This window comes from Streptomyces sclerotialus, assembly GCF_040907265.1.
GTDB classification, from domain to species: Bacteria; Actinomycetota; Actinomycetes; order Streptomycetales; family Streptomycetaceae; genus Streptomyces; species Streptomyces sclerotialus.
Genome location: NZ_JBFOHP010000002.1, coordinates 3,749,034 through 3,770,698 on the forward strand (window position 1 = coordinate 3,749,034; position 21,665 = coordinate 3,770,698).

Below are 21,665 nucleotides of genomic sequence, written 5' to 3' on the forward strand. Positions count from 1 at the left end.
GGCGCTAACGCCTGTTAATCAGCGGGCGACAGAAGCTCATAGCCAGGTAACAGCAAGGTCCAATTGTTGAGAACGGAATTACGGGAACCGCAGCCCTGTCCGTTTTGTTGGGGTTCAAAAATTTCCCATGGCTGTCCGTTATCCGGACTCGACGCCTCCGTCCGGGTGAACAACGGACAGCGCACCGTACTCACCCCGGCCAGACGAGCGCCTGCAGTTCGCTGTACGCACGGAGGGCGTACGCCCCGACGTCACGGCCCACGCCGCTCTGCTGGAAGCCGCCGAACGGGGCCTCCATGTTGCGGCCCACCGTGTCGATGCCGCCCCCGCCGGCGCGCAGCCGGCCGGCTACCCGGAAGGCCCGCGCGACATCGCCGGACCGGACGTAGTCGATCAGCCCGTAGTCGCTGTCGCCGGCGAGCGCGACGTGCTCCTCCTCGTCGCCGGCGAGCGCGACGACCTCCTCCTCGCCGAAGGGGAGGGCGGCGACCACCGGCCCGAAGATCTCCTCCCCGACGATGCGCATCCCGGGGCGCAGTCGGCGAAGAGGGTGGGGGCGCCCTACCAGCCGCGGTCCCGCGCCGGGCGCTCGCCGCCCGTGACCAGCCGGGCGCCTTCCTTGCGGCCGAGCTCGACGTACGCCTCGACGCGGTCGCGGTGTGCCGCGGGGATGACCGGGCCGACGACCGTGTCCCGCTCGCGCGGGTCGCCCACCCTCAGGGCGCCGGCGTACCGCGCGAGCCCGTCGGCCAGCCGCTCGCACACGCCGCGCTGGGCGAGCACCCGGGTGGGCGCGGTACAGGTCTGGCCGCTGCAGAAGGAGAAGGCGGTGCCGATGCCGGCCACGGCCGCCGGCAGGTCGGCGTCGTCGAAGACGAGCGCGGCGCCCTTGCCGCCCAGTTCCATCAGCTGCCGTTTTCCTGCCGCGGCCACACACCTCGGCGATGGCCCGGCCGACCGCCGTGCTGCCGGTGAAGCTGACCATGTCCACGTCCGGCGCGTCGACCGCGGCCTCGCCCACTTCGGGGCGCGAGCCGGTCACCACGTTCACCACGCCGGGCGGCGCTCCGGCCTCGGCCGGCGCGCGCGAGTCGAGGCGGGGGCTGTCGCCGGGCGGGTCGTGGACGAACGTGGCGGGCCCGGCGTCGACGCGTTCCGGGTCGGGGAGGACCAGGTCGGCGTGGTACCCCTCGGCGACCCGGCCGCGGTCGCGCAGTCCGAAGAGGCGTGCCGGGTCGTCGGTGAGCATCTGCACGGCATGGAGGGGGTGGCGTACGGGTCGCAGAAGAGCTGTGCGTCGTAGTGCGTGTGCGGGTCGACGAATCCGGGGGCGAGGACGAGGCCTTCGGCGTCCTCGCTGGTGCGGGCCGGCGTCGTGGTACGTCGCGGGCAGCCGGTCCCGCCAGACGTGCGGCGGCTCCACCGTGTGGTCGTCCACCGAGATGATCCTGGGGAAGGTCTCCGGGGCCTCCGAGGCCTTCGAGGTCTCCGAGGCCTCCGAGGTCTCCGCGTGCATCGCCATGCGCCTCACAGCAGCGGTGCCCTGACGAGCCGTCAACTACGGGGAAACGGACGATTCCCCTCCGGCGGTACGGCGTCGGCCGGCGCCCGGCCGTCTTCCGGCCCGGTGGATCACAAGAGGAGGGATTGTGCACAGACCCGACCCCTACTGACGCAGGGGCCGCGGACAAGGCAGACTGGCCGATGCGAACGAGATGCACAGGCAGGGGGAGACCATGGACGAGAGTCCGGGGCAGGGGCAGCAGCAGCTCCGCTTCACCGTGCTCGGTCCCGTACGGGCCTGGCGGGGCGGCACGCCGCTCGCAGCCGGCACCCCGCAGCAGCGCGCCCTGCTCGCCGCTCTGCTGCTGCGCGGCGGCCGCACCGCCACCGCCGCCGAACTGGTCGACGCCATCTGGGGCGACGAGCCCCCGCACGCCGCGCTCGCGGCGCTGCGGACCTATGCCTCCCGGCTGCGCAAGGCGCTCGGCGCGGACGCCGACGCGCTGGTCAGCGAGTCCGGCGGCTACGCACTCCAGCCCGGCCGGCCGGGCGCGCTCGACCTGGACCTGGACCGCGCCGAAGCCTTCGCGGCCGAGGCCGAGAAGGCCCGTGCGAGCGGCGACCGCTGCCGCGCCCGTGACCTGCTGGACTCCGCCCTCACCCTCTGGAACGGCGAACCGCTCGCGAGCGTTCCCGGCCCGTACGCGGAGAATCAGCGCACCCGCCTGGAGGAATGGCGGCTCTCCCTCACCGAGGCCCGGCTCGACCTGGACCTGGAGCTGGGCAACCACGCCGAGGCGGTGTCCGAACTGACCGCGCTCACGGCCGCCCACCCGCTGCGCGAACGGCTCCGCGAACTCCTCATGCTCGCGCTGTACCGCTCTGGACGGCAGGCCGAGGCGCTGGCCGTCTATGCCGATACCCGCCGTCTGCTCGACGCCGAGCTGGGCGTCGAGCCCTGCGCCTCCCTTGCTGAGCTGCACCAGCGCATCCTGCGGGCCGACGCCGGCCTGGACGCGCCCAGCCCGCCGCCGGAGGAGCAGACCGGCGCGGGCCCCGCCCCCCTGCGCCCCCAACAGCTCCCGGCCACCGTCGCGGACTTCACCGGCCGCGTCTCCTTCGTCGCGGAGCTGAGCGACCAGCTCGCCACGGCCGAGGGCAGCGTGATGGCGGTCTCCGCGCTCACCGGCATCGGCGGCGTCGGCAAGACCACGCTGGCCGTCCACGTCGCGCACGCGGCCCGCGAGCACTTCCCCGACGGCCAGCTCTACGTCGACCTGCAGGGCGCCGGCCACACCCCTGCCGAACCGGAGGCCGTCCTCGGCGCCTTCCTCCGTGCGCTCGGCACACCGGACTCCTCCATCCCCGACGGCGTGGCCGAACGCGCGGCGCTGTACCGCTCCACGCTCGCCGGGCGCCGCGTCCTGGCGCTGCTGGACAACGCGCGGGACGCCGCCCAGGTACGGCCCCTGCTGCCCGGTACGGAGGGCTGCGCCGCGCTGATCACCAGCCGCGCCCGCATGATCGACCTGGCCGGCGCGCACCTCATCGACCTCGACGTGATGAGTCCCGAGGAAGCCCTGACCCTCTTCACCCGCATCGTCGGGGAGGAGCGGGTCGGCGCCGAACGCAAGGCCGCCATGGACGTGGTGGGTGCCTGCGGCTTCCTGCCGCTGGCCATCCGCATCGCCGCCTCCCGGCTCGCCTCGCGCCGTACGTGGACCGTCTCCGTACTCGCCCGCAAGCTCGCCGACGAGCGGCGCCGCCTGGACGAACTGCGCGCGGGCGACCTGGCCGTCAAGGCCACCTTCGAGCTGGGGTACGGGCAGCTGGAACCGGTACAGGCGCGCGCGTTCCGGCTGCTGGGGCTGGCCGACGGGCCCGACATCTCGCTCGCCGCCGCGGCGGCCCTGCTGGACATGGACGTCGACGCGGCCGAGGAACTGATCGAGTCCCTGGTCGACGCCTCGCTCCTCGAATCGGCGGCCCCGGGCCGCTACCGCTTCCACGACCTGGTCCGCCTCTACGCGCGCAGCTGCGCCGAGCGCGACGAGCACCCGCCCTCCGAGCGGGCCGCAGCCCTCTCCCGGCTGCTGGACTTCTACCTGGCCTCGGCGGCCCGTATGTACGCCCTGGAGCGCCCCGGCGACCGGCTCGTCGACCACATGGAGAGCACCCGGTATCCGGGGCTGGCCTTCGAGGACCGCGCGGTGGCGCTGGAGTGGCTGTTCAGCGAGGCGGGGTGTCTGCTGGCCTGCGCGCAGCAGTCCACCGGCGCGGACACGGTGCGGCGCGCCGCCGATCTGCTGCTGCTCACCAAGGACCTGGCCGAGTCCGGTGCCGACGCGCGCCAGCACGACCAGGCCAACATGACCGTGCTCGCGGCCGCCCGCGCGCTGGGTGACCAGCACGCCGAGGCCCGTATCCACACCTCGCTCGCCTACATCCGTACGCTGGCCGGGCGGCTGGACGACGCGGACGACCACGCCAAGGCAGCGATGCTCCTCGGTCTGGCGACGGAGGACCCGATCTCCTCGTCCTACGCGCCCAACGACCGCGGGATCATCGCGGGCGCGCAGGGCCGGCACGACGACGCCGAGGCCTACCTCAGCCAGGCGCTGATCGCGTTCCGTGAAGACCGCAACCAGCAGTCCGAGGCCAGCGCGCTGTGCAACCTCTCGCGAGTACACCTGGACACCGGCCGGGTGGACAGCGCCATCGAGCTCGCCGAGGAGGGCGTCGCGATCTACCGCAGAATCGGCGCGACCCGCCGGCTGGCCAACGGCATGTACGCGCTGGCGCTCGCCTTCACCGCCGCCGGGCGGCTGGACGACGCCGGGCAGCAGCTCAACGCCGCGCTGACCATCTTCCAGGACAGCCGGCAGCCGTTCTGGGAGGGCATGACGTACTTCCGGCTGGCCGAGGTCGACCTCGCGGCCCAGCGGCCCGCGCGCGCCGCCAACTACGCCGAGCAGGCCCTGACCGCGCTGCGCGGTGTCGGCGGTGAGCTCTGGCGCGCCAACGCGCTGACCACGTTGGGGCGGGCGCTGAGCCAGGTCGGGCACACCGGGCGGGCCCGGGTGTGCTGGCAGGAGGCGCTGACCGTCTACGAGCGGCTGGGTGCGGCGGAGAGCGCGCAGGTGCAGCAGCTGCTCTCCCCCGCCGCCGTCGCCTGACCGGGCATCGGCGCAGCTCGGTGAGGTAATCGCCGCCGTTTATCGATCGTTCATCGCCGCGCGTCACTCTTCTACGTACCGAACCGCCGCCTCGGGGGGCAAGCGGCTCGGTGACGAGGCCCCACCGCAAGGTGTTCGGCCCTGGTTCACCCGTCCGGCGACCCACGGGGGAGTCGCCGGGCCGGTGGACCGCAAGCGCCCACACACAGGAGTTGATCACTGTGAGCACCGAGAAGAAGGCCCCACGGGCCGGCGAGAAGGACGTCGTCAAGCCGCTCGACAGCCACCGTCCCATCATCGGCGACGAGGTCGTCACCATGGGGGACAGCCACCGTCCGATCATCGGTGAAGAGGTCCTGGCCGCGCAGGAGGGCCAGCGTCCGGTCGCGGCCGACACCGCGATCGCCGCGCCGCAGGACAGCCACCGGCCGATCGCCGAGCCGAAGTTGGAGCACTGATCCGGCGCACGGCCCGCTGAACCACCATCCGGGGGATCGCAGGGGCCGGTTTCGACGGCAAGGAGGGGATGCCGTCGGGGCCGGTCCCTGCGGCGTGTCCGGGGCCGGACGCGGGGACCCACGGGCGTGCGCATGAGTTGACGGGCCGTCAGGTACGGTGCTGCAGTCGCGCCATGTCCCGTACCGTCCCGTCCGTTGCCGGGAGGCGCGCCGTGCATGAGTCCGGTCGGATACGCACGCTCTGGGAGCTGGTCGAGCACCGGGCCGCCGCTTCGGCGGACGCGGTGAAGTTCTACGAGCCGGACGGGCGCACCGTCACCTTCGGGGAGGCGCGGGAGCAGGCGCTGCGCGCGGCGGCGGGCTTCCGGGAGCTGGGCGCCGGGTCCAGGACGCGGCTGGCGTGGCAGCTGCCGATCCGGGTGAGCACGCCCTCGCCTCGCGCGCGCCGGCCCGGCTGGGGGCCGTGCATCGAGGAGCTCGTGCACGGCCGTCCGGCGGTGGCGGAGGCGGCGGTCATCGGGCTGCCGGACCGGGAGCGCGGCGAGCGGGTGTGCGCGGTGGTCACGCTCGCGGGCCCGGCCGGACCGCTTCTCGCGCCGACGGAACTGACGGACCATCTGCGGCGGGCCGGCCTGATGACGCAGAAGCTGCCGGAGCAGCTGGAGATCGCGATGGCGCTGCCGCGCGGCGGCCCGCTGGGCAAGGTGCTCAAGAGTGAGCTGCGGGTACGGTACGCGCGCGAACGCGCCGACGACTAGCGCCGGTTGATAAGTGGTAGAGAACATTCCGGGTGTTTCCGGCGTGATCACCGGTAAAACGGAGTGATCTTGTCCACACGGAATGCCGCTTTCCCACTTCGCCGTGCGAAAGGTCACTTGGTGGGTAACATCGCGGCGGCGATCAGGTGTTCGTCTGCCGTCGCCAAGCCGCCCCCCACACGAGGACCCCGATGACTTCCATACCGGCGACACTGTTCTGGTGCCTGGCCGCAGGCACGGCCGCCGCGGTGGTGATGATCTTCTTCCTGGTCCGCAGCAGGCAGCGGACCCAGGCCCTGCGCCGGCACCTGGACACGGCAGAGGCCCGCGCCTCCGCGGCCGAGCGCGGGCACACCGAGCTCGCCGCGCAGCTCCGCGCGACCGAGGCCGAACTCCGTCACCTCGCCGAGGCCCGGCTGCCCGACCTCGCCACCTCACTGGCCCATCCGCACGTCGCCGTCCGCGGGCTGAACGACCCCCGCTTCACGGGAACCGACGTGGACCGGGCGCTGACCGCGGCCATGGACCAGCTCACGCAGGCGGTCACCAAGGAGCGGGCCCGGGTCGACGAGGCGGCGCAGGCCGCGATGCGCGGCGCCACCACGACCATCCAGGCGCTGCTCTACCGCCTCCAGACGCTGCTGCAGGAGATGCAGCACCGCTACGACGACCAGGCCGTCGCCCAGGATCTGCTGCAGGCGGACTTCCTCAACGAACAGGCGCTGCGCCGGGTGCAGACCACCGGCGTCGTCTGCGGCGCCTGGCCGGGCCTGACCCGCGACGACTCGCACCTCGCCGACCTCGTGGTCGGCGCGATGTCCCGGCTGCGCGGCTACGAACGCGTCCAGGTCAGCAACCTGCTGCGGGACCCGGTGGGCGTGGTCGCCCGCGCCGTCGAGCCGGTCGCCGTCGCCCTCACCGAACTGCTCGCCAACGCGCTGCACCACTCCCACCACGAACTGCCCGTGGCCGTCACGCTCCAGCAGGGCAACCGCGGTGCCTCCGTCATCGTCGACGACTACGGCATCGGCATGCACCCGGACGAGATCGAGCACGCGATGCGCCTGCTGAGCGGCGGAGAGCGGGTCCTGCTCACGGAGCTCGGCGACCCGCCGCGGTCCGGCTTCGCGGCCGTGGGCCAGCTGGTGCGGCAGTACGCCTTCACGGTGCACGTCGAGTCCTCGCCGTACGGCGGCGTGCGCGCCGTCGTCTACATCCCGGGCGACCCGCTGCTGACGCTGATGGACGAGGACACCCAGCCGATGTCGGTCATGGCCCCGCTGCCGCCGCAGATGATGCGGGCGCACTCGACGCCGCTGGCGCCGCCGCAGGCCGCCCCGCTGCCGGCACCCGCGGCAGGGGCCGCGCCGGTGGCCTCGGCGGAACACACGTCCGCCCGCACCCCGGAGGCTTCCGTGCAGCGCACGCCCACTCGCGCGCCCGAATCCGAGCCCGCGTACGCGCCGGAGGCCCCGGCCGCCCGCGCACCGGAGCCCACGCCCGCGCCGGAGCCCACGCCCGCGCCTGCGCCCGAGCACGGGCCGGCGCACACGCCGGGGTCCGAGCCCGACACGGCGAACGAACTGCCGCGCCGCCGCCGGCGCCGGCCCACCACCGAACCCGAACCCGCCCTCCCCCGCACGGAACCCGTCGCCGAGCGCAGCCCGCAGGAGTCCGCCACCCGCTGGGCCGCCCTGCAGCGCGGCACTCTCTCCGGGCGGGCCGAAGCCGACAACCGCATTCCGCGCCCCGAAGGGAACGACCGAGCATGAGCACCCCTGTCCGCCGTCGTGTCACGCAGGACCAGTCCTGGGTGCTGGCCCCGCTGCTGGAGCTGCCGCACGTCCTGCACGCGGCCGTCATCTCCGGCGACGGCTTCATCGAAGGTTCCTCGCCCGGACTCGCCCGGGAGGCCGCCGAGGGCGTGGCCGCCATGATGTCGGCGCTCCAGGGCGCGGGCCGCGCGGTGACCGCCGCGTTCACCGGCCAGGACGACGCCCGGCTGCGGCAGACCGTCGTGGAGTCCGAGGAGGGCTGGGTGCTCGCCATCCCGGCCGGCGAGAACACCTGCCTCGCGGTCTTCGCCGGCCCCGACGTCAACATGGGCGTCGTCTCCCACCAGATGCAGGTCCAGGTCGCCACCCTCGGCGCGAAGGCGATGAGCTCGCCGCCCCGGGAAACGGGTCCGGCCGCATGACGCCCCGCCAGAGCAACCGGCGTCTCGTACCGGCCTATCTGGCGACCGGCGGCCGCGCCCGCCCCAGCCGCAACACCCTGGACCGGCTCACCGTGCTGTACGGCGCCACCGTCACGGCGCCCGCGGGGCTGCGTCCCGAGGCGCTGCGGCTCCTGGAGCTGCTGCGGCCGGGCGCGCTGACCGTCGCCGAGACCGCCTCGCACCTGCGGCTGCCGGTCAGCGTCGTGAAGGTCCTGGTGGCCGATCTCGTCGACGCCGGCCACCTGCACGCCCGATCCCCCATCCCCGAAGCCGAACAGATCGACCGGCAGATTCTGGAGAGGGTCCTCGATGGACTCCGCACTCTCAAGTCCTAGCGCAGCGGGCGGCGCCGACAGCGCCGCCGAGGGCGCCGGCCATGGCGCCATGTACCTGTCCGGTACCGACCAGACCCTGGTGAAGCTGCTGGTCGCCGGCCCCTTCGGGGTCGGCAAGACCACCTTCATCCGGGCGCTGTCGGAGACCCCGCCGCTGCACACCGAAGAGGTGATGACGCAGACCGGCGCGTTCGTCGACAACCTGGCCGGGGTCCGCGACAAGACCACGACCACCGTCGCCATCGACTTCGGGCGGATCACGCTCGCCGGCGACCTCGTGCTGTACCTCTTCGGCACGCCGGGCCAGAAGCGGTTCCGGCCGCTGTGGCAGGACATCGCGCGCGGCGCCGTCGGCGCGCTGGTACTGGCCGACACCCGGCGGCTGGCCGACTCCTTCGAGGTCATGGACATCATCGAGGAGGCCGGGCTGCGGTACGCGGTGGCCGTCAACGCCTTCCCCGACGCCCCCGCCCACCCCGTCGAGACCCTGCGCGACCACCTCGACCTGCACGAGGACACCCCGCTGGTGGTGTGCGACGCCCGCGACCGTGACCAGTCGCTCGACGCGTTGATCGCCCTGGTCGGGCACGTCCTGGACCACACGCCCGGAGACCCCGCATGACCACCCCCCACGAGTACGGGGCGCTGCCGCCCGAGTCCCCCGCTGCCCCGGGCGGGGCGACACCGCCCCCGGGCTGCCCCGCACACGGCGGAACGGCCGCACACGGCGGCGGGACCGGAGCGTCCGCGCCGTTCCCGCCGCAGGCCGCACACGCCGCGCCCTACGACCCCGCACAGGACGTCGTGCGGCTGTACGGGCCGGACTTCGCCGCCGATCCGCACGGCATCTACGACCTGCTGCGGCGGCAGGGACCGGTCGCCCAGGTCGAGATCGCGCCGGACGTGACCGCGATGCTGGTCACCGACTACCGCGCCGCCCTGGAACTGCTGCACGACGAAGCCACCTGGTCCAAGGACTCCCGGCCCTGGATGCCGACCGTACCGGCGGACTCGCAGGTCATGCCGATGCTCGCCTGGCGCCCCAACGTGTTCTTCAGCGACGGCGAGGCGCACGACCGCTACCGCAAGGTGATCACCGACAGCTTCGCGCTGATCGAGCCGCACGAGCTGCGCTCCTACGTGCACGGCGCGGCCGACCAGCTGATCAGCCGGTTCGGCGCCGAGGGCCGGGCCGACCTGATCTCCCAGTACGCGCGCGTCCTGCCCCTGATGATCTTCAACCGGGTCTTCGGGCTCCCCGACTCCTACAGCGACCGGCTGATCTCCGCGCTCGCCGACATGCTGGAGGGCGCCAGCCCCGAACAGGCCGCGCAGGCCAACGAGAACTTCACCCGCTACATCATGGAGCTGGTCGCCGCCAAGAAGGAGCGCCGCGGCCCCGACCTCACCTCCTGGTTCATGGACCACCCCGCCGGGCTGACCGACGAGGAGCTGATCCACCAGATCGTCATCACCATGGGCGCCGGGCACGAGCCGACCACCAACCTCATCGGCAACGCGCTCGCCCGCATGCTCTCCGACGACCGTTACTACAGCACCCTGTCCGGCGGCGCGCTGACCGCCCGCGACGCCATCAACGACGTGCTGTGGAACGACCCGCCGCTCGGCAACTACTCCGCGCACTTCCCCCGCCGGGACGTCTTCTTCCACGGCACCTGGATCCGCGCGAACCAGCTCACCCTGGTCTCGTACGCCGCGGCCAACGCGCAGTTCGGTACCACCCCGCTGGAGCAGCCCCGCGCGGGCGGCGGCGCACACCTGTCCTGGGCCGCCGGGCCGCACGCCTGTCCCGTACGCCCCACCGCGCTGCTCATCGCGACCACCGCCATCGAGCGGCTCACCGCCTGGCTCTCCGACATCGAACTCACCGTGCCCTTCGATCAGCTGGAGTGGCGGGTCGGCGCCTTCCACCGCGCCCTGACCGCGCTCCCGGCCCGCTTCTCCCCCCTCACCCCCGATCAGGCAGGAGCTACCCCATGGGACAGCAGCCCGTCGCCATCGACCCGGCCGGCACCGACCTCCCCGGCGAGGCCGCCCGCCTCCGCGCGATAGGCCCAGCGGCGCTCGTCGAGCTGCCCGGCGGCATCAACGCCTGGTCGGTGGGCGGGCACGGCCTGCTCAAGCGGCTGCTCGCCGACGACCGGGTGAGCAAGGACCCGCGGCAGCACTGGCCCGCCTGGCGGAACGGCGAGCACCACGACAGCTGGCTGCAGTCCTGGGTCGGCGTCGAGAACATGTTCACCGCCTACGGCGCCGATCACCGCCGGCTCCGCAAGCTCGTGGCGCCCGCGTTCACCGGCCGGCGCACCGAGGCCATGGCACCCCGCGTCGAGCGGATCACCAAGGAGCTGCTGGCGGACCTGGAGGCGGTACCCGCCGGCGAACCGGTCGATCTGATCTCCTCCTACGCGCTCCCCCTTCCGATGCGGATGATCTGCGAACTCTTCGGCATTCCCGAGGAGTCCCGGGTCGAGGTCGGCTCGGTCATCGACGAGGTCATGGACACCTCCGCCACCCCGGAGCAGGCCTCCGCCACCGCCGCGAAGATCACCGCCGTACTGGGTGACCTGATCTCCCTGAAGCGGCGCGAGCCCGGCGACGACATGACCAGCGTCCTGGTCTCCACCCGTGACGACGACGGCTCCCGCCTGGAGGAGCGGGAGCTGCTCGACACCCTCCTGCTGGTCATCGGCGCCGGCTACGAGACCACCGTCAACCTCATCGGCAACGCCGTCCACGCCCTGCTCACCCACCCCGAGCAACGTGCCCTGCTGGCCGACGGGCGGGCCGGCTGGGACGACGTCATCGAGGAGACGCTGCGCTGGGCCCCCAGCATCGCCAACCTGCCGCTGCGCTACGCGGTCGAGGACATCCCCCTGGAGGACGGCACCGTCATCCGGCGGGGCGAACCGATCCTCGCCGCCTACGCCGCGGCCGGCCGGGACCCCGAGCGGCACGGGCCGGACGCCGACTCCTTCGAGCTGAGCCGTGCCGACCGCGAGCACCTGGCGTTCGGCCACGGGGTGCACTACTGCCTGGGCGCGCCGCTGGCCCGTATGGAGGCGCGTACCGCCCTGCCCGCGCTCTTCGCGCGCTTCCCGGACATCGAGCTGGCCGTTTCCCCGGGCGAACTGCGGGCCACCGGCTCGTTCATCGGGAACGGCCTGCAGTCCCTCCCGGTCCGCCTCGCCCGCCGCTGACCGTACGGAGCTCCGCCTTCAGGACCTTGCGCCGGCGTTGCGCGGCAACTCGGGCAGGAACATCGCCTCCTGGGCACCTTGTAGTCGGCCTCCTCCCGGCGTGACCGGACGATCACCTCGTCCCCCGTCACGGTCGCGCCGGGACGCCGCACCACGTACGCCCGGCCGACCTCGCCCAGCCGGGCGTCGGGGGTCCCGATCACGGCCGCGTCGGCGATGTCCGGGTGCCGGAGCAGCAGTTGCTCGATCTCGGCCGGGTAGGCGTTGAACCCGCCGACGACGAACATGTCCTTGATCCGTGGCCGAGACCGTCGCGGCGCACCTCTTCGAGGAGCGGCGCACGGGGGGGGCGCCCCTTCGGGTGCGGTGACCCGCCACGAGGGCGGACCACGGGGCCGGGCGCGGGGTCAGACGACGCTGCGGACCGCGCAGCGGGTGACCTTGCCGGCCCGGTCGGGGTGGGCCATAGGGACGCTGAAGAGCGGGTCTCCGGCCGCGTCGTCCTCGTCGTCCAGGATGGGGTCGACCTTCCGCTCCCCGGTGTCCACCACCGAGCCGTCCGCGCCGCGGAACTCGACCGTGATCGTCACCTCGTCGTACAGGCCGTCGTCCGTCAGCCGGACCTTCGCGCCCGGCCGGGCCGCCTTCGGGTGCTCGGGCACGCATTCCACGACCCTGCCCCGGGTTTTCGCGGTGGCACTCGGGCTGCTGTCCGGGCCGCCGCTGCCGTAGTCGTCATCGTCGTAGTCGTCGTCATCGTCGTAGTGGTTGCTGCTGCCGTGGGAGCCGCTGCTGCTGGAGTGCGCGCTGCAGCCTCCGCCGCCGCCGTCACCGCCACGGCTTCCGCCGTGCGGCCGGAAGCCGGTGAGTGAGAGCAGGACGACGGCCACGACGGCCGTGAGCCGCAGGTGGCGGCGTGTCATAGGAATTCCCCCGAGTTGCTGAAGTGGACGCGTCACGATACCGGGACCGCATTGCCGTGGCGGGGCACGGCGGCACGGCGTAGCGTCGGTTCTGGAGGGAACCAGGAAGAGCGGGACAACGCGAAGCGACGAAGCGAAGCGAGGCGACGCCGGTGATTCGCAACGTGATCGGCTCCCTGATCGCCCTCATCGGAGCGGCGGCCGCCGTATGGAGCCCCTTCCGTCCTTGGTACGACGGCCGTCACGGCGAGGACTTCCGCGTCGCGGATCTCTTCAGCGGGACCCTCGGCACGGGCGCCGACGTCATGCGCTCGCTCCTGCTGCCCATGCTGGTCGCGGCTTTGGTCACGCTGATCGGCGTGGTGCTGCGGTCCCGTCTCCTGGTCACGCTCGCCGGACTGGTCGTGCTGGGCTTCACCGTCCTGTGGATGGTGCGGCAGGGCCAGGCGGCCGGCAGCCTCACCGCGGGGAACGGTGGCAGGGGGCTGGGCGTGGGCGTCGCCGCGGCACTGGGCGGCGGCATCCTGCTGTTGCTGGGCGCCCTGATGATGAGCGGGCGGCGCGGCGTACGTGCCCGTAAGCGCCGCCGGGCGCAGGAGCGGGAGTACGAAGCGGCGCCCTACGGAGGAGAGCCCGACGGCCCGTACGCCTACGAGGGCGACGGCCGGTACGCCTATGAAGGCGACGCCCCGTACCCGTACGAGGGCGCGCCCCAGGGCGGTCCCTACGCCTACGGGGAGCAGCCGGGACCGGGCCCGCACACCGGGCACCCGGACGTCCCTTACGGCGGCCCGGGGCCGCTCGGCGGCGGCGCGTCACGGGAGCCGTGGCCGCCGACGCACGACGGCACGACCCCGCCGGCCGGTACGCCGACGGTCGCGCCTCAGGAGCCGTACGGTGACGGCGGGCAGCGCGCCCGGCCCGCCGAGCCCACACAGCCGCTGCCGCGCGTCCTGGGCGACCGGCAGCAGGGCCACGACCGCCCGCCCGAAGAGCGCTAGGAGCGCCGCGCCTCCTAGGAGCGCCGCGCCTGCCCCGTGCCCTTCGCCGCGTCCAGTGCGTACACGCAGCGGTCCTTGCTGCAGGCGTAGACGACGCCCGCAGCGGCCACCGGGGTGCCGGTGATCTCGCCGCCGGTCGCGAGCTTCCAGCGCAGCTGGCCGCCCATGGCGTCGAGCGTGTACAGACAGTGGTCGGCGGAGCCGAAGTGCACCCGGCCGTCCGCGGCCACGGGAGCGCCGATGACCTCTCCGCCCGCCTGGAAGCGCCAGCGGGGCGTGCCCGTCACCGCGTCCAGCGTGTACAGGGCGTTGCCGCTGCCCAGATGCACCGCGCCGTCGGCGACCAGGACCGGCTCGGTCGACTGGCGGGCCTCGGTGGCGATCCGCCAGCGGTCCCGGCCGTCGGTGGCGTCCAGGGCGTAGACCGTGCCGAGGTAGTCGGCGAGGTAGATCCCGCCGCCGGTGACGGCGGGTCCGGGGGCGAACGCGGGCGGCGACAGGAAGACCGCCGGCGCCTCGAAGTGCCAGCGGACGTCGCCGCGGTTGATGTCGACGGCCAGGACGCGCGTGCCGGCGACGACGTACGCCACGCCGTCCGGGGCGGCCAGCAGCCGCACCGGCACGCCGCCGCAGGACGCCGCGTCCCCCGACGGGGTACGACCAGCGTTCGGCGCCCGTACGGGCCTCCAGGGCCTTCAGCCGCGCGTCGGCCCAGACGTAGACCGTGCCCTCGTGCACGACCGGGCCGGACTCGGCGGTCTCGAAGTCGGTCTGCGCGCCGCCGATCTCCCACAGCAGCTCGCCGTTGGCCGCCTCCCAGGCCTGCACGCCGCCGCCGCGGGTGCCGGTCACGACCGTGCCGCGGTCGACGCCCAGGCTGTAGACCCAGCCCTCGGTGTTCAGCCGCCACAGCTCGGAGCCGTCGGTGGCGTCCAGCGCGTACAGGCTCGGGCCGTCCGAGGCGTGGATCCGGCCGTCCGAGACCGCCATCGCCCAGGCGACCTCGCGCGTCTTGAACTGGCGCCGCCCGCTCGCCACGTCCAGGGCGTGCACCTCGAAGGACGTGACGTACAGCAGGTCACCGGAGACCACCGGGGTGCCCCACACGTCGTTCGACATGCGGAAGCGCCAGGGGCGCCAGCGGCCGCCGCCCTGTGCCGCGGGATCGCCCGGCCGCCCCGGCGCGGGCGCGCCGTGACCGCCCTGCGGGCCCGGTGCGGGCTGCGGGGGAACCGCCGGCGGCGGCCCCGCGGGCCCGGGAGGAGCCTGCACGCCGGTCGGCGGCCGCACCCAGTTGGTCGCCTGTCCGGGCTGCGCCTGCGGGGACGGCGGGGCGGCCGTGACGTCCGCCCGGGGGCCCGGCCCTATCGGTGACACGGCACCGCCGAGCCGCACGGAGCCGTCCGGGCCCTCCGTCTCCGGGGGCGGCGGCGGGGCGGGCGCGACCGGGCCGGTGGGCGCCGCCTGCGCGAGCGGCGCGCTGCTGCGCGGGTCGCCCATCCGGCGTGCACCCGGGCCGACCGCCGCGGAAGCGGCCCAGCCGGGGTCGCCCGTGGCCGCGGGCATCGGCGCGCTCTCCTGGCGCTGCGGGGCCGGCCGGGACGCGGGCGGCCCCGGGGGCTGCGCGGGCGGCCGCTCCTGCTGGGCGGAGTAGGCGCCGCGTCCCGCGGAGGCGGCGCGCCGGGCGGCCGCGACCCGGCCGCCGCGCCGGCTCTCGATCAGGCCGACGGCGTTACCGGGCAGCCAGGCCGAGGCCGTACCGCTGTCGTCCGTACCGGAGCCGAAGAGGTGCGGCGCGAGCTGGGACTGCAGGTCGGCCGGGGTGGGGCGGGCCGAGGCCTCCATCTGCATCGTCGACTCGATCAGCGGCCGCAGCTCGTCCGGCAGGCCCTCCAGGTCCGGCCCCTCGCGCAGCAGCATGAAGACCGTCTCGACCGGGTTGGCGCCGTGGAAGGGCGCGTGTCCGGTGGCGGCGAAGACCAGGGTGGAGCCGAGCGAGAAGATGTCGCTGGCACCCGTGACGCTGCGTGAGTCGCGCGCCTGTTCGGGTGACATGTACGCGGGCGTACCGACGGCGACGTTCGTCATCGTCAGCCGGGTGTTCGACACCCCGCTGGCGATACCGAAGTCGATCACTCGGGGGCCGTCCTCCACGACCAGTACGTTCGACGGCTTCAGGTCGCGGTGGACCAGGCCCGCGCCGTGGATGGACTGCAGGGCCTCGGCGACGCCGGCCGCCAGCCAGCGCACCGCCTGGGCCGGCAGCGGCCCGCACTCATTGACTATTTCCTCCAGCGAGGGGGCGGGGACGTACGCGGTCGCCAGCCAGGGCACCGCCGCGCGCGGATCGGCGTCGACGACCGCCGCGGTGTAGAAGCCGCTGACCGCGCGCGCCGCCTCGACCTCGCGCGTGAAGCGGACCCGGAACAGCTGGTCCTCGGCGAGCTCGGTACGGACCGTCTTGATCGCCACGCGCCGGCCGGACGCCGAGCGCGCGAGGTACACCAGCCCCATACCGCCGGCACCGAGACGGCCGAGCACCTCGAACGGGCCGATCCGCCGGGGATCGTGCTGCGTCAGCTGCTCCACCACTTGCCTGCCACCTCCCCGTGGGGCGTCAAAGAGACTCTCAAAAGCCAAGAGCCGCCGAGAGCCACTGCCCCGAGCAGCGTCTCACCGCCTGGCCGATTCGGCCGTACGCATGCTGATTCTTCCTGGCGAAGCCGACGGTTGCGAACCCGGGGGCTTCCCGTCGTGTCCCGTGTCCCGCCGAGCGGTGCGCACAGGGGTCGTTACCTGCCGTTACACCCCTCGTGCGGGAGCCCGCCGGGTCCCGTTCATGCTCCGGCCGCACATATGTCCGGTGACCACCAGGTGGCCGACGTCACGGCCGTACGCCCCGGCCGGTCCTCCCCGGGTGCCGGTCCGGGCACCGGTGTGCGGTCCGTCGTCGCCATTCCCATCCCCGTACGTACTGTTCGCCCCGCGTGCTCACGGGCCTGCCGCCGAGCCTGCGGACCCGTTGCCGGACCGCGCCGCCCGCGGCCCGGCAACGGGAGCTGCCACCGGCCTCCAATTCTGCTGTGCCGAAAGCCGTTCGGGGGCCATGACCACGAACTAATTGCCGGACGGGCACGCACACTTGGCAAGGGGCATGGCATTTTGTACGGAGCTGGTGGGTTATGCGCCTCGACCGATGCGGCCGATGTTTCTGCATGTGAGACGGGAGAGGCGGGTGGGATGGGTGGTACGGAACGGGCAAGGCGGCCGCCGGCCGCTCCCACGGCTACTCAGGGGCCATCAGCCCGAAGGCCGCGCCCTGATTGTCGACGACCAGGGCGAGGTGGCCGCCGGGAGTCCCCTGCGGCTCACTGAGCACCTTGCCGCCCTGCCGGACCACCGTCCGCAGGGCCGCCCCCATCTCCTCGGCCAGGAAGAAGACGGTGAAGTGCGCGGGCAGCTCGGCCGGCGCCCGGGCGTCCAGCACGATCCGGCAGCCGATCTCGCGCTCCTGTCCCGCGACCCGCCACGGCAGGAACGAGGCGGTGGCCCCCGCACCGTCGGTCACGCCTTCGAAGCCGAAGACGTCCCCGTAGAAGGCGTCGACCGCCTCCGGGGCGCGCGTGCTCAGGCCCATCCATACGTACGCACCGGGCTCGGCCTGCGCCTCGAAGCCCTCGTGCCGGCCGGCCTGCCAGGCACCGAAGACCGCGCCCCCGGGGTCGACGCCCAGCATCATCGCGCCCAGGTCACCGATCGGCGTGCTACCCGTGATCACCGAGCCGCCCGCCTCCCGTACCCCGGCGACGGTCGCGGCGATGTCGGAGGTCGCGAAGTAGACGCCCCATACGGTGGGCATCCGGCCGTCCCTCTTGGGCAGCAGGCCCGCGGCCTTCCGCCCGTCGAGCAGGGCGGTGGCGTAGCCGCCGAGCTCGGGACCGCCGTCCACGAAGGACCAGCCGAACAGCTCGCCGTAGAAGCGCTTGCCCGCTTCCAGGTCGGGCAGCATCGCGTCCGCCCAGCAGGGAGCACCTTCCACAAAAGCCGTCATACGGACAAACTAACCGGGAATTCCGAGCGGCGCCCTCTGGATAAGCGCCTCCCTGATACCCCCGGGAGGTTGTCCACCGCGATTGTCCACAGGCTGTTGATAAGTCGATTCACTTGTTCAGGCCAAAGCGGCCGGGCCGGATGCGCGGCCCCGAAGTCAAGCGGCAGCAGCATATTCGGAGCCCGCTTCGCCCCATCCCCATTTGCAGGCAGCCAAATCGCGCTCCGATCACCCCTCGGTAAGCTGACGGCATGACAGGACAAGTTCGTACCGTCGACGGCAGAGTCGCCGGCCGCCGCGGGCAGGCGACCCGGCAGAAGCTCCTCGACTGCCTCAGCGAGATGCTCAGTTCGTCCCCCTACCGGGACGTCAAGGTCATCGACGTCGCGCGCAAGGCGGGCACCTCGCCCGCGACGTTCTACCAGTACTTCCCCGACGTCGAAGGCGCCGTCCTCGAGATCGCCGAGGAGATGGCCAAGGAGGGCGCGAGCCTGACCGAACTGGTCGCCGGACGCTCCTGGGCGGCAAGTCCGGCCGGCAGACGGCCGAGGAACTGGTCGACGGCTTCCTCTCCTTCTGGCGGAAGCACGACGCGATCCTGCGCGTCGTCGACCTCGGCGCCGCGGAGGGTGACAAGCGGTTCTACAAGATCCGCATGAAGATCCTGAACGCCGTCACCAACTCCCTTACGGACTCCATCAAGGAGCTCCAGGCCAAGAACAAGGTCGACAAGGAGGTCAGCCCGGCGGCGATGGCCGGCTCGCTGGTCGCCATGCTCGCCGCGGTCGCCGGCCACCAGAAGGGCTTCACCAGCTGGGGCGTCAAGCAGGCCGAGCTCAAGCCGAACCTCGCGATGCTCGTCCACCTCGGCGTCACGGGCAAGAAGCCCGCCAAGTAGCCGGGGAGCGGCGTGCGACCGCCGCCCCCGGGTACGACGCGACGACAGGCCACGGCACGCCCTGCCGCCGTCGTGTCCCCACCGGTCCGTCCTTCGTCCTGCCATACCTGCACACCGCGTCGGGCACCGCCCGGACTCTCCCCGAGAGCCGGACGGTGCCCGACGCGTATCTGTGTGCGGTACCGGATACGCAGCCGTTCCGGTACGCGGCGGCCGACGCGCCTCCGTACGCCGCACCAGCCGCGTACGGCGCCGGCTGCCGGTTCAGCGGCGCACGAGGCGGAACAGCCGGATCTCGCGCGTCACCCGTGACTGGTACGCGGCGTACGGCGGCCAGAAGGCCGGCACAGCGCGCCACGCCGCCGCCCGCTCCCCCCCCGTGAGCGGCACGGTCCGTACGGGGACGTCCCGGCCGCCCCAACTGAACTCGAGGTCCGGGCACTTGAGCAGGTGCGCGGTCCAGGCCGGACGGCCGGACCGGCCGAAGTTGCCGCCGACCAGGATCCAGCCGCCGCCCGGCTCCGGCATGTACGCGAGCGGAGTACGCCGCCGCTGCCCGCTCCACGCGCCGGTCGAGGTGAGCAGTACGCGGCCGGCCTCCTCGCAGGTGCCGGGCAGCCCGCACTTCCGGGCGAGGAGCCGCCACAGGCCCTCGTGGTGGCCTCTCGGAGCGCGTCCGGCGGCTCCGGGCCCGTCCGGGCCGTGGTGGTGAGCGCGCAGCAGTGCGCTCAAGCCACGGAGGTCCTCGTCCTGCTCCTCGGCGGACACGGCATCCATCGGCGGGCTCCTCCCGGCCGTACGGTCGCGCCTGTCGGACCTGACGGGCCGTCACGGCAGGGAGCGGCCGTGCACATTCCCACCCCCTTGCGCCGCGCACCGGCCCTGCCCGCCCGGCCCGACCTGATGCGCCGTCAGATTCATGACTCCAGGGACCGGGACTCCCGCACGTCACCGCCAGGTCGCCGGCGCCGGAGTGGCGCTGGCCGACTGCGGCCGCGTCGACGACGCCACCCCCTACGCCCTGCACGCCCAGGCAGCCCACCGTGCGCCGGCCGACTCCGGGCTGGACCGCTCGGCCGTCGACGGGTCCGCCTCCACCGGGCTCGGCACTCTCACCCCGATCGAGGTCGCCGAGTACCTGTGCCTGCGTCCCACGTGGGTCGACTCGACCTCTGTCGGCGGCGCCACCTGGAAGGTGATGGCCGCGCACGCCGCCGACGCGATCGCCGCCGGGCACGCCGACGCGGTGCTCCTGGTGTACGGCTCGACCGCCCGCGCCGACCTCAAGGCGCGGCGGCGCACCGCCGACCTCATCTTCGGGGCCCGCAGCCCGCTGCAGTTCGAAGTGCCGTACGGCCAACACCCTGACAGCCAAGTACGCGACGGCCGCGGGCCGCCACATGCACCAGTACGGCACCACGCTGGAGCAGCTCGCCGAGGTCGCCGTCCGGGCCCGCGCCGACGCGGCGGCCAACCCGGAACCCGGACGCCATGTACCGGGACCCGATCACCACCGACGACGTGCTGTCCGGGCCGATGGTCGCCGAGGACCGCGTACCGGACCTGGTCCGGCCGCCGGTCCGGGGCCTCGGTCCGGGCACCGCCGTCTCGCACACCGCGATGTCGGAGTGGGTCGACTTCACCGTCTCCCCCGCGGCCGTCTCGGGGCGGCTGGCCTTCGGGCGGGCGTGCGCCCGGACGACATCGAGCTCGCGCAGATCTACGACACGTTCACGTACATGACGCTGGTGACGCTGGAGGACCTCGGCTTCTGTGCGAAGGGCGAGGGCGGCGCCTTCGTGGCGAAGGGGCGGCTGCTCCGGGACGGCGCGCTGCCGACGAACACCGACGGCGGCGGCCGCCCGCCCCGGCTCGCGGTCGCCTCGGGCACCGGCGGCTGGTTCTGTTCCTCCGGGACGGTGGTGCTCGGCACCGGTGAGAGCCCTGCGGAACGGCGGCGCATAAGAAGTGCTCCGCGGCGCACGCGGGTTGCGTTGGAGCGCGCTCCAGCTCGTAACGTCCGGAGCACCACGCGACCTGAGGGGAAGCCATGCGTTACACGCTGTTCGGCAGGACCGGTCTCCGGGTGAGCGAGCTGAGCCTCGGCACCATGACGTTCGGCGAGGACTGGGGCTGGGGCACCACCGAGGACGCCAGCCGGCGCATCCTCGACGTGTACGCCGACGCGGGCGGCAACTTCATCGACACGGCGAACAACTACACCGACGGCAGCTCCGAGCGGATCATCGGCGATCTGCTCGCCGGCCGCCGCGACCGGTTCGTCCTGGCGAGCAAGTACACCTGCGCCACCCGCAAGGGCGACGTGAACGCGGGCGGCAGCCACCGCAAGAACCTGGTGCAGTCGGTCGAGGCGAGCCTGGAGCGGCTGCGGACCGACCGCCTGGACGTCCTCTGGGTGCACGCGCGCGACAACTTCACGCCGGTCGAGGAGGTCATGCGGGCACTGGACGACATCGTGCGGGCCGGCAAGGTCCTGTACGTCGGGGTGTCCGACTGGCCGGCCTGGGAGATCGCGCAGGCCAACACCCTCGCCGAGCTGCGCGGCTGGACCGCCTTCGCCGGGTCGCAGCTGCGGTACAACCTGCTGGAGCGCACGCCGGAGCGCGAACTGCTGCCGCAAGCCCGCGCGTACGACCTGGCCGTCCTCGCGTGGGCGCCGCTGGCGGCCGGCAAGCTCACCGGGAAGTACCGCCGCGGCGAGGCCGGCCGCCTGAACACCCACGACTGGGACAACCGCGCCGACCACAACGAGGAGGCGGTGCTCACCGCGGTCCTGGAGATCGCCGAGCAGGGCGGCTGGAGTCCGGCCCAGGTGGCGCTGGCCTGGTTGCGGCAGCGGCCCGGCAACATCATCCCGATCGTCGGCGCCACGAAGGAGAGCCAGCTTCAGGACAACCTCGCCGCGGTCGACGTGACGCTGGACGCCGACGCGGTGGCCCGGCTGGACGAGGTGAGTGCGGTGCCGCTCGGCTTCCCGCACCAGTTCCTGCGGGAGCCGGGAATCCTGGAGACCGTCCACGGCGACCGCTGGGCCGACATCGACGACCGGCGCTCCACCTACCGCCGCACGGCGTACGAGGTCCGCTGACGGCGCGCGCGGGC

16 protein-coding genes and 6 pseudogenes are annotated in these 21,665 nt (G+C 73.4%); 14 read left to right on the plus strand and 8 right to left on the minus strand.

The annotated features are described in order from the left end of the window. Positions 1-190: 190 nt before the first annotated feature. From AAC944_RS36525 to AAC944_RS36535, 3 genes and pseudogenes are all read right to left on the minus strand, one after another. Positions 191-526, minus strand: a complete 336-nt coding sequence (locus AAC944_RS36525; protein ID WP_438272830.1) for an aldehyde dehydrogenase family protein — start codon at positions 524-526, stop codon at positions 191-193. Positions 527-561: 35 nt separating this feature from the next. After that, the gene (locus tag AAC944_RS36530) at positions 562-906 is read right to left on the minus strand and encodes an aldehyde dehydrogenase family protein (protein WP_438272809.1); all 345 of its coding nucleotides are present in this window, start codon (positions 904-906) and stop codon (positions 562-564) included. A 28-nt stretch (positions 907-934) separates the two neighbouring features. Beyond that, positions 935-1,258, minus strand: a pseudogene (locus AAC944_RS36535) (aldehyde dehydrogenase family protein); the annotation flags it as partial. A 166-nt stretch (positions 1,259-1,424) separates the two neighbouring features. On the opposite strand from AAC944_RS36535, the gene AAC944_RS16545 reads away from it, so the two are divergent. The 10 genes and pseudogenes from AAC944_RS16545 (at position 1,425) to AAC944_RS16590 (ending at position 11,669) form a co-directional block, all read left to right on the plus strand. Then, positions 1,425-1,547 (plus strand): hypothetical protein, encoded by a 123-nt coding sequence (locus AAC944_RS16545; protein WP_368397361.1) that lies wholly within the window; start codon positions 1,425-1,427, stop codon positions 1,545-1,547. A gap of 168 nt (positions 1,548-1,715) precedes the next feature. Continuing rightward, positions 1,716-4,679: an SARP-family global regulator AfsR gene (afsR, locus tag AAC944_RS16550; RefSeq protein ID WP_051872097.1), complete on the plus strand. Its 2,964-nt coding sequence runs from the start codon at positions 1,716-1,718 to the stop codon at positions 4,677-4,679. Positions 4,680-4,900: 221 nt separating this feature from the next. Next, positions 4,901-5,137 carry a hypothetical protein gene (locus tag AAC944_RS16555; protein WP_030619743.1) on the plus strand — a complete coding sequence of 79 codons (237 nt, stop codon included), beginning with the start codon at positions 4,901-4,903 and terminating at the stop codon, positions 5,135-5,137. A 467-nt stretch (positions 5,138-5,604) separates the two neighbouring features. Further along, a pseudogene (locus AAC944_RS16560) lies at positions 5,605-5,895 on the plus strand (AMP-binding enzyme); the annotation flags it as partial. A 191-nt stretch (positions 5,896-6,086) separates the two neighbouring features. Then, positions 6,087-7,667, plus strand: coding sequence for an ATP-binding protein (locus AAC944_RS16565; RefSeq protein WP_030619749.1), 1,581 nt, complete (start codon positions 6,087-6,089; stop codon positions 7,665-7,667). Continuing rightward, a complete protein-coding gene (locus tag AAC944_RS16570; protein WP_030619752.1) occupies positions 7,664-8,092 on the plus strand; it encodes a roadblock/LC7 domain-containing protein in 429 nt (142 codons plus the stop codon). The genes AAC944_RS16565 and AAC944_RS16570 overlap by 4 nt, the downstream gene beginning before the upstream one ends. Beyond that, entirely contained in the window at positions 8,089-8,448 is a 360-nt protein-coding gene (locus tag AAC944_RS16575) for a DUF742 domain-containing protein (RefSeq protein WP_030619755.1), read from the plus strand. Before AAC944_RS16570 ends, AAC944_RS16575 begins: the two co-directional genes overlap by 4 nt. 49 nt (positions 8,449-8,497) lie before the next feature. Then, positions 8,498-9,070, plus strand: coding sequence for a GTP-binding protein (locus tag AAC944_RS16580; RefSeq protein WP_030619759.1), 573 nt, complete (start codon positions 8,498-8,500; stop codon positions 9,068-9,070). Further along, a complete protein-coding gene (locus tag AAC944_RS16585) occupies positions 9,067-10,521 on the plus strand; it encodes a cytochrome P450 (RefSeq protein ID WP_030619761.1) in 1,455 nt (484 codons plus the stop codon). The genes AAC944_RS16580 and AAC944_RS16585 overlap by 4 nt, the downstream gene beginning before the upstream one ends. Continuing rightward, positions 10,446-11,669: a cytochrome P450 family protein gene (locus AAC944_RS16590; RefSeq protein ID WP_030619764.1), complete on the plus strand. Its 1,224-nt coding sequence runs from the start codon at positions 10,446-10,448 to the stop codon at positions 11,667-11,669. Before AAC944_RS16585 ends, AAC944_RS16590 begins: the two co-directional genes overlap by 76 nt. On the opposite strand, the pseudogene AAC944_RS16595 reads toward AAC944_RS16590, so the two are convergent. After that, positions 11,620-11,980 (minus strand): annotated as a pseudogene (locus AAC944_RS16595) (AMP-binding enzyme); the annotation flags it as partial. The gene AAC944_RS16590 and the pseudogene AAC944_RS16595 sit on opposite strands and share 50 nt — an antisense overlap. A gap of 96 nt (positions 11,981-12,076) precedes the next feature. Continuing rightward, complete coding sequence (locus AAC944_RS16600; protein WP_051872100.1) at positions 12,077-12,592, minus strand: hypothetical protein; 516 nt, start codon at positions 12,590-12,592, stop codon at positions 12,077-12,079. Positions 12,593-12,744: 152 nt separating this feature from the next. On the opposite strand from AAC944_RS16600, the gene AAC944_RS16605 reads away from it, so the two are divergent. Further along, positions 12,745-13,593 carry a hypothetical protein gene (locus AAC944_RS16605; protein WP_078888775.1) on the plus strand — a complete coding sequence of 283 codons (849 nt, stop codon included), beginning with the start codon at positions 12,745-12,747 and terminating at the stop codon, positions 13,591-13,593. Between the two features lie 14 nt (positions 13,594-13,607). On the opposite strand, the pseudogene afsK reads toward AAC944_RS16605, so the two are convergent. Next, positions 13,608-16,185, minus strand: a pseudogene (gene afsK, locus AAC944_RS16610) (protein serine/threonine kinase AfsK). 694 nt (positions 16,186-16,879) lie between these two features. Beyond that, positions 16,880-17,644 (minus strand): VOC family protein, encoded by a 765-nt coding sequence (locus AAC944_RS16615; protein WP_030619773.1) that lies wholly within the window; start codon positions 17,642-17,644, stop codon positions 16,880-16,882. A 251-nt stretch (positions 17,645-17,895) separates the two neighbouring features. Between AAC944_RS16615 and AAC944_RS16620 the strand changes: the two are divergent. Further along, a pseudogene (locus tag AAC944_RS16620) lies at positions 17,896-18,542 on the plus strand (TetR family transcriptional regulator). A 264-nt stretch (positions 18,543-18,806) separates the two neighbouring features. On the opposite strand, the gene AAC944_RS16625 reads toward AAC944_RS16620, so the two are convergent. Further along, positions 18,807-19,319, minus strand: a complete 513-nt coding sequence (locus AAC944_RS16625; protein ID WP_368397211.1) for a nitroreductase family deazaflavin-dependent oxidoreductase — start codon at positions 19,317-19,319, stop codon at positions 18,807-18,809. 142 nt (positions 19,320-19,461) lie between these two features. Here AAC944_RS16625 and AAC944_RS16630 point away from each other — a divergent pair. Continuing rightward, positions 19,462-20,632: pseudogene (locus AAC944_RS16630) on the plus strand (thiolase C-terminal domain-containing protein). Further along, complete coding sequence (locus tag AAC944_RS16635) at positions 20,593-21,651, plus strand: aldo/keto reductase (protein ID WP_030619779.1); 1,059 nt, start codon at positions 20,593-20,595, stop codon at positions 21,649-21,651. Before AAC944_RS16630 ends, AAC944_RS16635 begins: the two are co-directional and overlap by 40 nt. The last annotated feature ends 14 nt before the right edge of the window (positions 21,652-21,665 follow it).